The organism is Candidatus Mycoplasma mahonii (assembly GCF_030550815.1).
GTDB classification, from domain to species: Bacteria; Bacillota_I; Bacilli_A; order Mycoplasmatales; family Metamycoplasmataceae; genus Mycoplasma_O; species Mycoplasma_O mahonii.
The window spans coordinates 326,952-343,161 of record NZ_CP114583.1; the positions used below are offsets into that span (position 1 = coordinate 326,952).

Below are 16,210 nucleotides of genomic sequence, written 5' to 3' on the forward strand. Positions count from 1 at the left end.
AAGATCAAGATTATTGCCATTAATGAATTCCTTCACTTCTGCCACCATTTTGTTATTCATGTGGCCGCAAGATATATTTGTAAATGCCTTCTTGCCATCTAAATAAACAACGTTATTACCATCTTGCGTTAACTTTATAATTTTCTTGGTAGCTAGTATAGTGGTCTATACAATTATTGTATACACCACTATACAATGTGTTATAATAACACCATGGAAACAAAACTAATCAAAAGAGTTGCATACAAACAAGTAGTTATGACACTAAAGGATAATCAGATACCGCTGATCATAGGTCTTAGAAGAATAGGTAAGACCACAATTTTAAAACAATTAAATAAAGAGTTTAAAAATTCCTTCTATCTTTCGCTTGATGATTTTGAAATTTATGCTTTAAAAGATTTAGAACTATGAAATTATTTAGTTGATTTATCTGCTAAATATGATTTACTATTACTGGATGAAGTTCAGTTAAGAAAAGGATGAGATTTAATCATTAAAAATTTATTTGATAAGTTCACTAGTAACAATATATGTAAATATGTTGTAACGGGCTCATCATCTATTAATCTGTTAGGTAAAGAAATGGGTGTAAATCGAATCAAAAGAATTTATTTAGATACTTGAGATTTTGATGAATATTTGACATTATCAGGTAAGAAGAAAACATTTGCTGAATTTGAAATTTTTTTAGGAAGAGGATTTCCTGCATATATACAATCTGATAAAAGTATCTTTGACATGCTCAATGAAACTTTAAAACCCATTATATTGAATGATATTCCAAAGGCATTTAATAATATTGATACATTAGCTTTAATGAGGTTTATTAAAGAACTATCGCATTTATCAAATGGAGAGGTTAATGAAACAACCTTAGCTAATAAAGTTGGGATCACAAGAGTAACGGCTAAAAATTATTTGGATATTTTAGAAAGAGCTTCTTTAATTAAAATTATCTTTAAAATGGATGAAAGATTAATTATTGGAAAGAAAAAGACTAAGAAAGTATATTTGAATCCTCATTTACATGTTTGATTGCTTGGAAAACAATTTAGCGAAATAAACGGTAAGTACAAAGGGCATATTATAGAATCATATTGACTTTATTGAGCTACATCTATTAATGGTTGAACTAAGCAGTTTTATTATTATCAAGATAGCACATCTAAGGAAGAAATTGACTTCATATTATTAAATCCTAATGGATCAATTAAGACATTGCATGAATTTAAGTATTCAGATAGTCCTAGCATTAATAAAACATTTAGAACAACAATTAGTCAAAATAAATTCCTTTGATGTAAAGAAACAAAACATAAAGATAACTATGAAATGGTTTCAATACTTGATATGAATGGAAATTGATAACCACATTATTTTTTATGATGGTGACAAGAATTTTTTGTAAATATGATTATATTTTATGCTTAATTATATATTGTGAATACTTGCCTTATTTTTGCTTTATAGCAACAATTTTTAGTTCTATTTTATCAGAATTTCTATCAATAATTTCATCTACAACTATGGAACGGGCAAAAAATGGTAGATAAGGTTTTCCGTCATCTAATATTTTTGATGTTCCTATAGCTAATACAAATTCACTTATATCAGAGACATCTATTTCCATTCCTGATTTATTATTTAAATGATTATTTAAATAATTATTTATTTTCTCCGAATTCCGCTTAATTGCACTAATAGAATTTCTTACTTGAGCAACTAAATGTGAAATGGAGGCAGAATTGTGAAGTGCCTTTACAGCAATTAAGGTCTTATTCTTTATAAGTAAATCTGCAATTTCTAATTTTTCTAAATTTCCAAATTGAACCATTTTCTTATCAATATTTATTCATAATTTTTCTGATGCGACTCTTGTATTATATTCGGATTCGTGTTCTTTTGATGGTCAATTTGGGAATTTAATTTTAGAAGTAGCAATAGATTTATATTTTTCATTTACCTCATCTTTATAATCTTTATTTACTAATAATCATTTCCCTTCATTTAGAATATAGAATTCACCATTCAATTCCTGTTCTGTTGATAGCAAATATTTTAATTTTTTATGACTTAAAGATGAATCACCAGAACTACCATCATCCATAGAGTGAACAATCATATTCTCTATTTGGGTTCTACCTTTTACGATATTAGCTTCTTTAATCAACTTATTTGATAAATCATAAAACTGCTCTTTTAATTTATCGAGATGAAAGTATGCATGATTAGTATCTTCAAATGTAGGTCATGCAATCAAGCCTTTGTATTCATTACCTTTTAATTGTTTTTTAACAATATTTCAAAGCTTATTCTCCATATCGTTATCAACATTTTGATAAAAATCTAAAAAATCAAAATCTTTTTTATATAAACTCTTTTTAGAATCATTTAGAAAATATTCTTTTATAAAATCTTCAATGCAGTTAGTTATTTCTGAGGGATTGTAATCATTATTGATGGCGATTCTTATTCCATCATTAAGATACATTACACTTCCTGTTTTTTCAAATAAAGTATATTTTATCTTCATACTTTTAAGGTTATCATATATTTTTTTAAATCTGTAATTGTTAAAATCTGTATATTTATTTTTACCCTGCATCAAATTATCACCACTTACCTTATTTTTGCTAGATAATAAATTTATTTTTATTTCTTTATTTAGTGATTTGGAATGGTTTATTATTGATTTTATCCCAAAATTATCTTCAAAATATTCATAATTAATAAGTTCACTTGTGTTTCCTATAGAAATTGAAAAATAACGATTATCTATTTTTTTGAAAATAATTGCCTTTAATTTTGAGACATATTTTTTAATTTTTGCACCAGAAAAAGAATCAATCAAAGGTTCATGTATTGGAAAGATTTGGCTTTTTCTTATGTATGTTTGGTATACATCTCCAGATATAAAAATATATTCATTATCCTTGTGGGATTTATCAATCTCTTCGGACTTCGTTAATATATACTTTTCATGATCGATTAAAATGTCACTTATTTTAAAATCATTTTTATATAAATTTATTTTAATATCTCTTTTTATTGCCATTTAATAATTATATAGGAATCATATTTAAACTATGTTTTTTTCAAGTGAGCAGAATTATTTAGTAGGATTTTTGCTTTTAAACATTTTAGAGAAATTATGCTTAATCCTCTAAATAAGTTTAATTCAAAAAGTCTTTATCAAATAATGATAAATTTATTTTAACATTTTAATGACTATCTTGAACTAATAAACAAGGTTGTTCAATATACTTGCAATACTCACTGAGTCCATTTTTGCAGCAGGAATTTTATAAGATGAGTTCAGATGCCTTGTATGTAAAACAATATCAGAATGATGTTAATATATTTCAGAAAAGTTAACTCCGCCGTTATTGGTTCTGCTTAATTGTATTATATTGAATGTTTTTGAATAGTAGTTATTGACAAATTTATTTAGGATTAATAAATCTTTATTTGTATATTTATTTAAACTTTTCCCCTTAGGGATTAATCTTCTTATAATTCTATGTTTATTTTCTAGTGTCCCTTTTTCTCTTGAACAATATGGATGACAATTAAACAGCTTACCTATATTGATGATTTCATGAAGTAAATTATTTTCACCACCAATTATCCATAGTGTGAGTATTGATAGTTATATTATTTGTCTTTATAATGCCTTTTAAAGCTTTTTTGAACCCCATCATTGTTCGATCTAGTAAGTTGAATAGAAATTTCCGCTATGGATATCAATAAGGGTTAGTAGGGCTTGATCATCAGCTCTTTTTCCAATAACATATCTATTTCATAGTTATTTGGTTGTTGCCTTAATAGTATCTTGTCAGGCCTTACTTCGATACTGTTATATTTAACTAGTTTTTTGCGTTCATCATCTGATTTAAGACTAAAAAAGGGTTTTTTAGTGCTTGGTAATCATTTATAAATAAAACTATAATGTGGGGATTTTGCCATGTAATATATTCAACTCCTTTTAGGTGCATATCCATCATGATATCTTTTTTTGAACTCCTTCATAAATTCATCAACGGATCTTTTAGCTTTTACTCCCAGTATTTTTTCGTGAAATAAATGTTTACAAACCTTAATAAAGTTTAGATAAATTACTTCGGATTCAGAAGCGCACATATAAGCCTGATTAACTTTCATTTGATCTCTTTGCTGCTAGTATTGCTTGAAACTATAATAGATGCGGATGCGAGAACCTTGTCAATAGTTTTGTTTATTTTTCCTTCATACTTATCTTTTACAGCTATTCAAGCATCTTCTTATCTTTCCGTTGAATATGCTTGTTTCCCTACTAATGTCATATCTTGATAATTTTTTGTTGGCGTTATCTAATGCTAAATGTTTGTATAATTTCATTGGTCCCTTTTCTTTCTAATTAGTATGTAGCCCAATTGTAAGGCAAAGGAGCTTTTATAATGAAATTTTTAGGTACACTTAGGTGTGGACAGAACAAAAATAAAAATATATGAATCCATAAATTATTTGCTACTTAGCAAGTTTTTTGGACTGTTTTTGTATATATATTTTGTTTTTATTATATTTTCAGTTTTGTTATATTAGCACCTAGATATAGAATTATTCACTAATCATAAACTGATTTTTTTGCAAATAATTACGCATTTAAGTTCTTTTCTGAACTAACAAAGTCACTAAGCGATTATCCAATCTCATTGATTGTGTACAATGGTTAAACTCCCTTTTTATATACGTTTTCTCTGTGGTATTTTAGATATCCCAATCTTTTATCATTTAACAATGAACCATCTAATTTATAATTATCAAGTTCTAGTCTTTGAACTTCTTCTTTGCTTAGGTTAAATGGTTCATGATTTTTATTTGTGGAATAAACAACACTTCCTCTATCATTAAAAGTAATTGCTCCGGAATCAAATAATTTGTGAATATCAGGTGATAGTAATAATCCGTTATTTATATCCTTAATTTCATTTTTATATTCAGATGAAATATGTGAAACAGGTTTAATGTGTGCAGCTTCAACCATTTTCATTGCTTTAAATATTTTATAAAGATGGTCTTTTCTATCAAAAGTACTTATTAAGACATTTCTAAATTCATTTCTAAGCCTTGAGGTGGAGTCTGATATGTCATTAATTCTTAAATAGCTTCTCATTTCATCAATATAGAAAAACTTATAACTTTTAGAAAATCAATTGTCTATAACAAATTTATATTTATCAATTTGTCTAACATTGTTTAGAAACTGTTCGAATGTAATGTGATTAGAATAATCAAAGTCACTTGACTTAAGAGTTCTTTTGTCGGTGAAAACTCTTAATAAGTTTATGAATTGAAAATTTTCATTATTACCTGACTTAATAATGAATTCTCCATTTAATTTATCTTGCTGTGATCCTGTGGGATTATTACCGGATAAATACCCGGAAATTGAAAGAACGGATCCTTGAGTAGACATTTTGTTATTTCATCACAAAATTTCATCATCTGACATTCCAATTAATTTCTTTGTTTTAGATAGGTGATTAAATTTATTGAATTTATCAGTGAATTTTTGTCTTAGTCCTTTGGACTTACTTCATGTTGACTGCTGATGTTCATTAAATTCATTTTCTCCATTTAGTAATATTTTTGCACCTTCGATTTTTAGGAAATTATTTTTAAGTGAATATTTAAAATATATGTCTCCTTGTATTTTCGTGCTCCTATTTAAGCGATTACTATTAACGGCTTTATTAATAAATGAAATTTTACATACCATTATTCAAACCCCCTCATTATTTCTTCTAATACTTCTACTGATATTGAGTTACCACATGTATAGATCATTTTAGTTTGTGTTAAGAAATTAAGAGCATTTACTTTGTTATAGTCTTCTTCATCAAACCCCATATATTGATATGCCTCTCTGGCGTTCATTTTTCTAATTTTGTTATCATACTTCATCTTGATTCTTGAATTAGCTCCTGAGGCCGTTAGTGTGGGGCCTGTATGTTTTAAGTCATAGACATATGCTTCTGAATTAAATGTTGAGTAATTGATTAGTGTACCTTTATTAATATTTGATTTAGTTAATCTAAAGTCCGAGATATCATATTTATCAAGGGATGGCATAAAGTCTTTATTAGATGGTTTCTTATCCAGGACGGTCTTAATCGCCTTTGGTAATTGTTTACCTTCAGGTAATTTTACTTCTTTTTTAAGCGAGGAGATCATATAAACCCTTCTTCTGGCTTGAGCAGACCCAAAATCCCCAGCATTTAAGATTTTGATATTATTTTTATAACCAAGTTTTTCTAGTCTCTTCATTCATTTACTTAAATCATCTTTAAATGTCTTATGTATTAATGCGGTGACATTTTCCATTAATAAGTATTTAGGCAACTTAGTTTTAGGAGTACTTTCTAATGCTTTTTCTACTTCTCATAAAAGACCAGAACGAGTACCTTCTTTTATTCCTCTTTGTTTTCCTTGTTGTGATAGGTCTTGACAAGGAAAAGAATAAGTAATGAGGTCAACATCAGCTAGTTTTCGCTTATATAGAGTTCTAACATCGAAGATGTTTCCTTCTGCTTCTGATGCTTTTACTGCCTTATAAATAATTCTTAATTCATTTAGTTTCTTTCTTTTCCAATATCCCTTTTTAATTGGCTGCTTAGAATCAAGGGACAAAGGTAATGATTCTAAATATTTAATCATAGTTTTAGTTGTAGTCTTATGATCAATAGGATCTATGGTGAGATGATGATGAATGGCTTGATATGAGATTATCGCAGTGATGAACCACTCTGCCATTCCAACTACTTCATATTTCTTATTGATATTTGCTAGAGCCTTTCTTTGGGCTCCGATACCAGCAAAAGCTTCAAATACCCTTAATGGTTTGGTGTTAACCTTAGTTTTATCCGTTTTTTTAGTACTCATTATTAAGAAATTATACAAGTTTTTTATTAAAATATGGTTTTTTTAATACTAAAATATACATGGAACTAAGGTTATATCAAATTATTGGTTTAATTGTTTAATGTAATTATGATTAAAAGGTATGAAATATACAAATTGATTAAAAAACATAAAGGGTTATTCGGACAAAACAATAGAGGTTTATGGTAGGTACATTTTTGAGTTGGAAATTTGCGAAAATGATTGGGAAAAATTAATTGAAAAATATAGTAATAAGTCTAATTCTACAAAGAGGATTGTATTATCAGCAGTTAAAAGTTATTATTCTTTTAAGAGCGATAAAAGAGCTGGTGATATCACGTTGCCAAAAAAAAATATAACAAAAAGTGATTATGTAACATATGATCAATATAGAAAATACATATTTTCAATAAATAAGCGAAGTAAAATGGGATTTCAAAAATATCTTATACTTAGAATTCTTTTTGAAACAGGTATTAGATCAAGTGAACTATTATGAATAACACAATCAAGCATTCAAGGTAATAGGATAAAAATAAGAGGAAAAGGCAACAAGGAAAGATATGTTATTGTTTCTGAGTGACTAAAAACAGAGATAGCTGAGTATATCAAAACAATTCAAACTGAAAAACTTTTTACTTTTGGATATAAAAATCTTTACATGAAAATACAAAGAGTTGATAAAAATAGGAATTTATCACCTCATATGTTTAGACATGGATTTGCTAGATATTGCAATTCTCAGGGCATCTCAATATATGATATTTCTTTATCTATGGGTCATTCTAGTATAGATACAACTGCTAAATATGTAAATAAAAATAGCGAAGATGTCATGATCCATACTATTTTTTAATAATTTTATTATTTATTCATTTTTCTAATTTCTCATCTTCACAATAGATAAAAGTACCTTTTGTTCCCCTAGTCAAATTGACTAATAACCCGTTTTTAAAATAAATCTTATTTAGTTCCTCTTTCATTGGATCAGGAACTTGGTTTTTTGTTCAAACCTACGATTTCATATCAAACATGTCTAACTCTGTAAGAGGAACATAGAATTGTAAGAAGATTAATGCCTAAGAGTAAAAAGTTTAAATAAATATACAAATAAAGATTTATTTATCTTAAATAACTACTATTTCAAACATTTAATAGAATATAATTAAGAAGAACCAATAATGGAATTGAAAGACCTTATTTTTATTACTGAAAATTAAATCACTTATACCTGGGCAAAACAAATTATCTCATTCCTTTATAATTTTGTCCAATGCATATAATGTAACTTTTTGCACATACACAACTTCCTTATAACAGTACAAATCTATTTCTCCATTATCTCTTCTTTTAATTTAATTATTTTATAAATTGGCATTTCGATAATTTTGGATCATTGAACGTTATTTACATGAGCTAAAAAATTCACCATATATTTTTTATATTTTTTTAAATCTTCTGATAATTCATTACATGCCAAATTCCATTCGTCATTGCTTTCTCACAATAATTTGGCTTTTATTGCTCTCTTGTCATAATATTGTTTTTTCTCAATTTCAAATCTCATTTGTGTACCTAAAAAAGATTTATTTATAATATATTCATTTAGAGATTTCATAGATGTTCAATCTATTTTCTCTTCAATAACAATATCTCCAATAATTTTATTCTTCAATAATTGAATTTGCTCTCTCAAATGAATTATTATTGGAAGATTTCTAAGAACATTTTTCTCAAAAGCCCTATCAAACTCACTCAAAAGATGATTGACATCTACATTTCCTTTAAAGTGTCTTATACATTGATCAAAGAACTTGTTCGCTTTAGTGATATCTTTATTTTCATTATGAATATTTACTAATTTTAATTTGGTATATTCATCTTGTGAAAGATCAGACACAAGTAAATACTTTGTTGAAAAATATGAACCTATAGTCTCTCTTAATATATTAGATATTCCCACTATCACTTTAATCGATGAAAGTTTATCCTTGATAATATCCTTACTATTCATTAAGTTTTGGAAATCAGTGCTGTCTGACTTATTTAATCATATTTTATCTTCAATTTTATCCATTATGCATAATTGTGTATTTTTTTTAATAGGATGAAATGCAATTGATTGTGCCAATTCAAAATTATGTGTAAATATTATTTTTTTATTTTTTTTGAATTTTTTACTATTTAAAACATCTAATATCTCATTTAAGTGATGATTATCCAATGATAAAAAAGCATCATCTATATTACAATCAATTTATTATTTTTATATTCAGACAACAATGACGCTATAAGAAAAAGCACTCTTTTTTGCCCATCAGACGCAAATGTATTTAATTCAGAAAAGGTCTTTTTGTCTCCATCAAATTCAATATTTACATTTTTTTATCTGATAGCGAATGAATAGATGGTATTTCTAATCTCCAGTCAAGAATGTCGCTTTTAATTTTTTGAAATCATACTTTTCACTTATTTCTTCTGATACATATTTTCCAATGGATTCTGATGATATGATATTTTTAAAATTATTGGCCGCCCCAATATAATTGTAAACACTCTTATCTTTAAATCCTACCAACAGGTCTTTCCCGTTAATTGCAATTGCACAAACATTAGTGGAAGAAACATTTGTTCACATTATTTCTCCTTGTAAAAATTTATTTCCGATCATTATCTCAAGATTTTCCTCTATCTTCATATTGCTCCTTTTAAGATTATGCTATGTTATATGTATGGAACATCAGGTATGTGACCTTCCGCTGTTTGTTCCTTGTTAATTGATAATTAACGAGTTTTAATCTCATAAAAATTATAACACTATTTATTTCTTTATTTTCACATTTTTGCATAGCACATTGTTGATGACAATTTCAATTTTTATCAACTATGAAAATGATAAAATTCCTAATGTGTTATGGGGCAAATCGGAATTTTTCAAAAGAAAATGTATTTAGAGAATAATTCATAATGAAGAATAGTGCTTGGAGTTTATCTTAAAGAACAACATAATTCAAATATTTTTGACACCTATAACAAATATACTAAATTTAGAAATATGACAGGAAAGTCAAGAATATATATATCAACTTACAGACATATAATATATCTTCTTTCATGGGGGCATCTAACAGATTACCATTCTAAATTAGTTGATTTATTTTTGTTATTTTTCATATGTTAATTTCTAAAAACAGCTAAAACTGAAGTTATTAGTTTTGATTTCTTGTCTTATTCTAATGATCACTTCTTATTCAGTAAATTGTACATCTCATTTTCTCTATCATCAATAAGAACCTTTAATAGTTCCTAGGCATTTGATTCATTTGAATTATAAAAATTTCTTAACATAATTTCTGATAACAAATGGGTCTTAGATATTATTTCGATTGCAGATGGTATATTGACATTATCAACATCTTTCATTAAATATTTTTTTGGTGAATTATTCTTTATCTTATCTCTATTTTCCTTGCTTTCAATTATTGAATTACCAGCTTGCCTATATAGCTTTTGTTCCCCTAGTCAAGTTGACTAATAACTTGTTTTTAAAATAAATCTTATTTAGTTCCTCTTTCATTGGATCAGGAACTTGGTTTTTTGTTCAAACCTACGATTTCATATCAGACATGTCTAACTCTGTAAGAGGAACATAGAATTGTAAGAAGATTAATACCTAAGGATAAAAAGTTTAAATAAATATACAAATAAAGATTTATTTATCTTAAATAACTACTATTTCAAACATTTAATAGAATATAATTAAGAAGAACCAATAATGGCATTGAAAGACCTTATTTTTATTACTGAAAATTAGATCACTTATACCTGGGCAAAACAAATTATATCATTCCTTTATAATTTTGTCCAATGCATATGATGTAACTTTTTGCACATACACAACTTCCTTATAGCAGTACAAATCTATTTCTCCATTATCTCTTTTTTTAATTTAATTATTTTATAAATCGGCATTTCGATAATTTTGGATCATTGAACGTTATTTACATGAGCTAAAAAATTCACCATATATTTTTTTAATTTTTTTAAATCTTCTGGTAATTCATTACATGCCAAATTCCATTTGTCCTTGCTTTCTCACAATTTTTTTGCTTTTTTTGCTCTCTTGTCATAATATTGTTTTTTCTCAATGATAAATCTAATTTGTGTACCTAAAAAAGATTTATTTATAATATATTCATTTAGAGATTTCATAGATGTTCAATCTATTTTCTCTTCAATAACAATATCTCCAATAATTTTATTCTTCAATAATTGAATTTGTTCTCTCAAATGAATTATTATTGGAAGATTTCTAAGAACATTTTTCTCAAAAGCGCTATCAAACTCACTCAAAAGATGATTGACATCTACATTTCCTTTAAAGTGTCTTATACATTGATCAAAGAACTTGTTCGCTTTAGTGATATCTTTATTTCCATTATGAATATTTACTAATTTTAATTTGGTATATTCATCTTGTGAAAGATCAGGCACAGGTAAATACTTTGTTGAAAAATATGAACCTATAGTCTCTCTTAATATATTAGATATTCCCACTATCACTTTAATCGATGAAAGTTTATCTTTGATAATATCCTTACTATTCATTAAGTTTTGGAAATCAGTGCTGTCTGAATTATTTAATCATATTTTATCTTCAATTTTATCCATTATGCATAATTGTGTATTTTTTTTAATAGGATGAAATGCAATTGATTGTGCCAATTCAAAATTATGTGTAAATATTATTTTTTTATTTTTTTTGAATTTTTTACTATTTAAAACATCTAATATCTCATTTAAGTGATGATTATCCAATGATAAAAAAGCATCATCTATTACAATCAATTTATTATTTTTATATTCAGACAACAATGACGTTATAAGAAAAAGCACTCTTTTTTGCCCATCAGACGCAAATTTATTGAATTCAGAAAAGGTCTTTTTGTCTCCATCAAATTCAATATTTACATTTTCGTTATATGGTAGCGAATCAGTAGATGATATTTTTAATCTCCAGTCAAGATTTTCACTTTTAAAAAACAAGTTAATATTTTCGATGTTTTTATTTACTTTCTCCCGTATTTTTTTTGTTTCAAAATCATATTTTTCCTTTATTGACGTCCATTCCTCTTTTCTTTCTTTTACCCATAAAGTAACTTTTTTAGAAATTGATTGTTTTATTTCCTCCTCTAATGTGTTAATAAATTTAGTTATATTTTTTCCAGCTGAAAATGAATCATTTTTATTTTTTCTCAAGATAGATTCATTAGTCAAGATAAATTTATTATATTCTATATTTTGTAAACTTCTCGAGAAGTTTATATCTTCATTTGTGTATTTTTCTTTTATTGATTGGATGTATTTATTTGTCATTTTCGATATTGGTTTAAATGAATCCTCAATATTTTTTCTATAACCAAAAACATTGCCCCTTTTAGAGTCCTTTATATCAGACAAAAATTTACCATCAATAACAATGGTTTTATCTACACCATCTTCAAGTGTTTTTGTGTTTGTTAAATTTGCGTATTCACCAATCTTCTTCTCTTTGTCACTTATTACATTGGCACCCATTATTATATTTTTATATGACTTAATATTTTTATCTAAAAATGATTTTTCAAATTCTATTTTCATTGACATTTTTTCTTCAACAAATAAAATTATATCATCAATTTTTTCCAAATTTAGGAAATCATGTTCAGGTGCAGCATCTTTCATATCCTTAAAAAAAGCTAAAATTAATTCATCATTAACAACTTTTTTAATATCAGCATCATCATAGTTGCCAACTAAAGGAATTAATGAGTCGAAATTTGATTCCATTTTATTGTTTGATATATATGAATAATTAAGCTTGTTGTTGTTTTTGTAAGAATATACTTGGTTTAGGATTATAATTTCAAACATTCTTTCATTATGACTTGCTTTGTTTTTATCCATTCCATCGTACTTTATATTTGAAAGAACCTCGTGTATAGCTTTTGAAATAGACGTTTTTCCAACTCCATTTGGTGCAAAAATAACCAAATTATTTTTTTTTGAATTTATTTCAAGATGGTTCCTTATTCCATAGACTTTATTTGCTTCTATATTCATGATATATTAGCATAATTTTTTGAAATTATACTTATCCCTTATTTTTTTTCATAAATATTTTCCAGCGGATTCTGATGACACGATATTTTTAAAATTATTGGCCGCCCCAATATAACTGTAAACACTCTTATCTTTAAATCTTACCAACAGGTCTTTCCCGTTAATTGCAATTGCACAAACATTAGTGGAAGAAACATTTGTTCACATTATTTCTCCTTGTAAAAATTTATTTCCGATCATTATCTCAAAATTTTCTTCTATTTTTTTATTCAACATTAAATTCTTTTTTAAAGGTTCAAAATAAATTTTTGATATGCTTATAAACTTTATTTTCTTCTTTTTCATCATAAATAATTTCTATACTATCTCCATCTTCCACAGCATCAGCTAAATCAATTAAGAACTCATTAATCTTATTAGTTGTTCAATCTGTTAAATTTGTTTCTGGATCTAATGACACTTCTAATGTTTTTTTATTAAATCCAATAATGATATTTTCTTCATTCTTTTTTATTTGTAGTTTCATATTATTGTCTTTCTCCTTCTATGATCTCTAATCTAGTTGTAATCTTGTCTTTGCCACCTTCTAAGAAGTGAGCGCCATCAGATTCTAATTCTGGTTTTTCAATTAGTGTCCCCACTTTGTATTGTTCAATAGTTTGTAACTCTTGATCTTCTTGGAAATCTGCCACTATTATTTTGTCTGGTTTTGGTAATAATCCTATATTAGCATTATGAGTAACAATAAATACTTGTTCTTTCTTGCTTTCCACTAACTTAACTAATTCATTAGCAATTGTATAGTTATCCAAGTTATCCTCTGGTTGGTCAAGGAATATTGGTTTTCCAACTGAGTGATTAAATTTATACTTAATACCATAGATGGATCTTTGGCCAAGTGATAAGGTATCATAATCTTTTCCATTAGCTAGGACCTTAACCATCTCTTTAACTTTACCTGCCAAATGATTGATGATTAATTCATTTTTAAATTCTTTTGTTTTACTAAGTTGAGCTTTAATTCAGTTCCCGATCAATGTTTGCACATTATGACTTGAATAGAGAACTTTCTTTAACAACTCAAATTTTATTTGCTGATCAAGTTCATATTTTTCAGTTATGGCTAACTCAAGCATGTTTTCAGTTTCGATGATCCTATTAAGATCAAGCCAAATTTCTTTTCTAATAATATTGTTGAATGCTGTTCTTGAATCTCTTAGTAGTGTACCCATCTCTTTAAAGTGATTTTCTGTTTGACTTTCATAAGAAGCCATTCTTGAAGCGCTATCTAAATCTTTTCTTAAATTTAAAACAACTTTACGATAAGCATCAGAAAAATTCTCGATAGTAGCATCAATTCTCATGATTCTTTTATGTTCTTGGTTTGAAATTTTTATTAATGATTCATTTGTTTCGATCAAAGATTTGTATGATTTAATTGCATCTTGAGTATATTTTTTTGAAATAATTTGTTTACTACTATTTTCCAGATTCATTATTTTGTTCTTATAATCCGATATTAGTGATTCTATATAGCTTGTCTCCTCTTTAAGATATGACTTATCATTTTTAAGGATTCTGTTTATCTCATCTCTGGAATAATTTAAATTAAATAATATTTGGTCTTCACTTTTAGATGTATCTAAAATAGTTAAAGAATTTGATCAATTGATATTAAAGTTATTTTTTAATGCTATATTGCCAACAATTCAGGTAAATGTCTTTATTTTCATAATAAGATCATTAACATCCTTTGATTCATTAACCAGTGATTTTGCAAAATCTTGCTTTTTCTTTCTTAAATCAGAAGACTCAGATAAGTTCTTCTTGATGGGGTCATCTTGATAAATGACATCATTTCTATCAAGGTAGTGTTCATCCTTTGCATTACTCCTTTTGCTGATCTTAACTTCTCCAACATTATTGAAGGGAAATAACTCTCCATCAATGTTATATGATTCAATTTCTAAATGGTGTTTTTCTAAAGCATCGATTGATGTTGAAAAAACTTTGCCGTTGTTGAGGTTGGCTAATATATCATATAAAGTTGATTTACCACCACCTTTAGGACCAATGATGATATTTGTTCTGCCAAATTCAATTGTTTTCTTGGTGTTATCAAACTGATCGTTTGATTTGATTGTTATTGATTTAATCACTATATTCTCCTTTTGCTGAATGTTTTACATTCTTTTAATATGCTCTTTAAGTCTTTGAAAGTTCCATCATAATCAATCTCTGTATATAAAAATGATTGTTGGGGATAGTCCCTTCAAATATGGGTGTCCGAAAAAGATACGACCGACTTATCTGAAAGTTGTTTCACTCACTTCATATAATTCGGATTTTTGGTTGATGTTGTTTCAATAGCATCATGATCTATTTCGTGTAATTCATTTGGTTTAAAATAATCAGACTTACCTACATGAGGTATTCTGATGGTTTCAAACTTATTAAATAAATTACTTAATGTTTCTATACTCACTCCGCTTTTTCTTAACTTTAGTTTTGATTCATTATAGATATCTTCAATTTGATCTTCTGATAGGTTATCAGGAAAGATGATTAAGATGTGAGCTTTTGCTCCATCCCTTTTAATCACATCAACTTCAACACCAGGATAGATGAACATATTACCTTTCACAATCGTTTTTGCTTCAAGGTAAAGTTTTTTATCAAAAATATTATGATCAGTAAATGCAAACGCCTTAATTCCTTTATTAAAAAGTGTTTTAATTGTTGAATTAACTGATATTCATTTAATGGAATCTCCATTAAGAGCTGACATTGGGGAGTGAAGATGTAAATCTATCTTCATCTTGCTCCTTTTGAGATTATGCTATGTTATATGTATGGAACATCAGGTATGTCACCTTCCGCTGTTTGCTCCTTGTTAATTAACGAGTTTAATCTCATGTACATGCCACTGTACTAAAAAATTATACACTATTTATTTCTTTATTTTCACATTTTTGTATAGCACATTGTTAATGACAATTTCAATTTTTATCAACTATGAAAGTGACAAAATCCCTAATGTGTTATGGGGCAAATCCGAATTTTTCAAAAGAAAATGTATTTAGAGAATAATTCATAATGAAGAATAGTACTTGGAGTTTATCTTAATGAACAACATAATTCAAATATTTTTGACACCTATAACAAATATACTAAGTTTAGAAAT

The 16,210-nt window shown here is 26.8% G+C and carries 14 protein-coding genes; 2 read left to right on the forward strand and 12 right to left on the reverse strand.

Annotated features, from left to right (window positions below; translation table 4 throughout):
• Positions 1–213 precede the first annotated feature (213 nt).
• Entirely contained in the window at positions 214–1,371 is a 1,158-nt protein-coding gene (locus tag O3I44_RS01640; protein ID WP_303717453.1) for an ATP-binding protein, read from the forward strand.
• An 85-nt stretch (positions 1,372–1,456) separates the two neighbouring features.
• On the opposite strand, the gene O3I44_RS01645 is transcribed toward O3I44_RS01640, so the two are convergent.
• The 4 genes from O3I44_RS01645 to dcm all read right to left on the reverse strand — a co-directional run bounded on the left by O3I44_RS01645 (position 1,457) and on the right by dcm (position 6,924).
• The gene (locus tag O3I44_RS01645; protein ID WP_303717454.1) at positions 1,457–3,058 is read right to left on the reverse strand and encodes a DUF6119 family protein; all 1,602 of its coding nucleotides are present in this window, start codon (positions 3,056–3,058) and stop codon (positions 1,457–1,459) included.
• A gap of 698 nt (positions 3,059–3,756) precedes the next feature.
• A complete protein-coding gene (locus tag O3I44_RS01650) occupies positions 3,757–4,164 on the reverse strand; it encodes a hypothetical protein (protein ID WP_303717455.1) in 408 nt (135 codons plus the stop codon).
• 547 nt (positions 4,165–4,711) lie between these two features.
• Positions 4,712–5,761, reverse strand: a complete 1,050-nt coding sequence (locus O3I44_RS01655; RefSeq protein ID WP_303717456.1) for an MAG4270 family putative restriction endonuclease — start codon at positions 5,759–5,761, stop codon at positions 4,712–4,714.
• Positions 5,761–6,924: a DNA (cytosine-5-)-methyltransferase gene (gene dcm / locus O3I44_RS01660; RefSeq protein WP_303717457.1), complete on the reverse strand. Its 1,164-nt coding sequence runs from the start codon at positions 6,922–6,924 to the stop codon at positions 5,761–5,763. Before dcm ends, O3I44_RS01655 begins: the two co-directional genes overlap by 1 nt.
• A gap of 121 nt (positions 6,925–7,045) precedes the next feature.
• Here dcm and O3I44_RS01665 point away from each other — a divergent pair, with 121 nt between their 5' ends.
• Complete coding sequence (locus tag O3I44_RS01665; RefSeq protein ID WP_303717458.1) at positions 7,046–7,780, forward strand: tyrosine-type recombinase/integrase; 735 nt, start codon at positions 7,046–7,048, stop codon at positions 7,778–7,780.
• Here the strand turns inward: O3I44_RS01665 and O3I44_RS03660 are convergent.
• The 8 genes from O3I44_RS03660 to O3I44_RS01700 form a co-directional block, all read right to left on the reverse strand.
• Positions 7,770–7,907 (reverse strand): DNA/RNA helicase domain-containing protein, encoded by a 138-nt coding sequence (locus O3I44_RS03660; RefSeq protein ID WP_373317541.1) that lies wholly within the window; start codon positions 7,905–7,907, stop codon positions 7,770–7,772. The genes O3I44_RS01665 and O3I44_RS03660 overlap by 11 nt on opposite strands.
• 344 nt (positions 7,908–8,251) lie before the next feature.
• A complete protein-coding gene (locus O3I44_RS01670) occupies positions 8,252–9,055 on the reverse strand; it encodes a hypothetical protein (protein ID WP_303717459.1) in 804 nt (267 codons plus the stop codon).
• A 285-nt stretch (positions 9,056–9,340) separates the two neighbouring features.
• A complete protein-coding gene (locus O3I44_RS01675; protein WP_303717460.1) occupies positions 9,341–9,622 on the reverse strand; it encodes a KTSC domain-containing protein in 282 nt (93 codons plus the stop codon).
• A gap of 1,223 nt (positions 9,623–10,845) precedes the next feature.
• Positions 10,846–13,026, reverse strand: coding sequence for an ATP-binding protein (locus O3I44_RS01680; protein ID WP_303717461.1), 2,181 nt, complete (start codon positions 13,024–13,026; stop codon positions 10,846–10,848).
• A 6-nt stretch (positions 13,027–13,032) separates the two neighbouring features.
• Positions 13,033–13,233, reverse strand: a complete 201-nt coding sequence (locus O3I44_RS01685; RefSeq protein ID WP_303717462.1) for a KTSC domain-containing protein — start codon at positions 13,231–13,233, stop codon at positions 13,033–13,035.
• A 58-nt stretch (positions 13,234–13,291) separates the two neighbouring features.
• A complete protein-coding gene (locus O3I44_RS01690) occupies positions 13,292–13,552 on the reverse strand; it encodes a hypothetical protein (RefSeq protein ID WP_303717463.1) in 261 nt (86 codons plus the stop codon).
• Position 13,553: 1 nt separating this feature from the next.
• Entirely contained in the window at positions 13,554–15,185 is a 1,632-nt protein-coding gene (locus O3I44_RS01695; RefSeq protein WP_303717464.1) for an AAA family ATPase, read from the reverse strand.
• Positions 15,185–15,844 carry a PHP domain-containing protein gene (locus tag O3I44_RS01700; protein WP_303717465.1) on the reverse strand — a complete coding sequence of 220 codons (660 nt, stop codon included), beginning with the start codon at positions 15,842–15,844 and terminating at the stop codon, positions 15,185–15,187. The genes O3I44_RS01695 and O3I44_RS01700 overlap by 1 nt, the downstream gene beginning before the upstream one ends.
• Positions 15,845–16,210 lie beyond the last annotated feature (366 nt).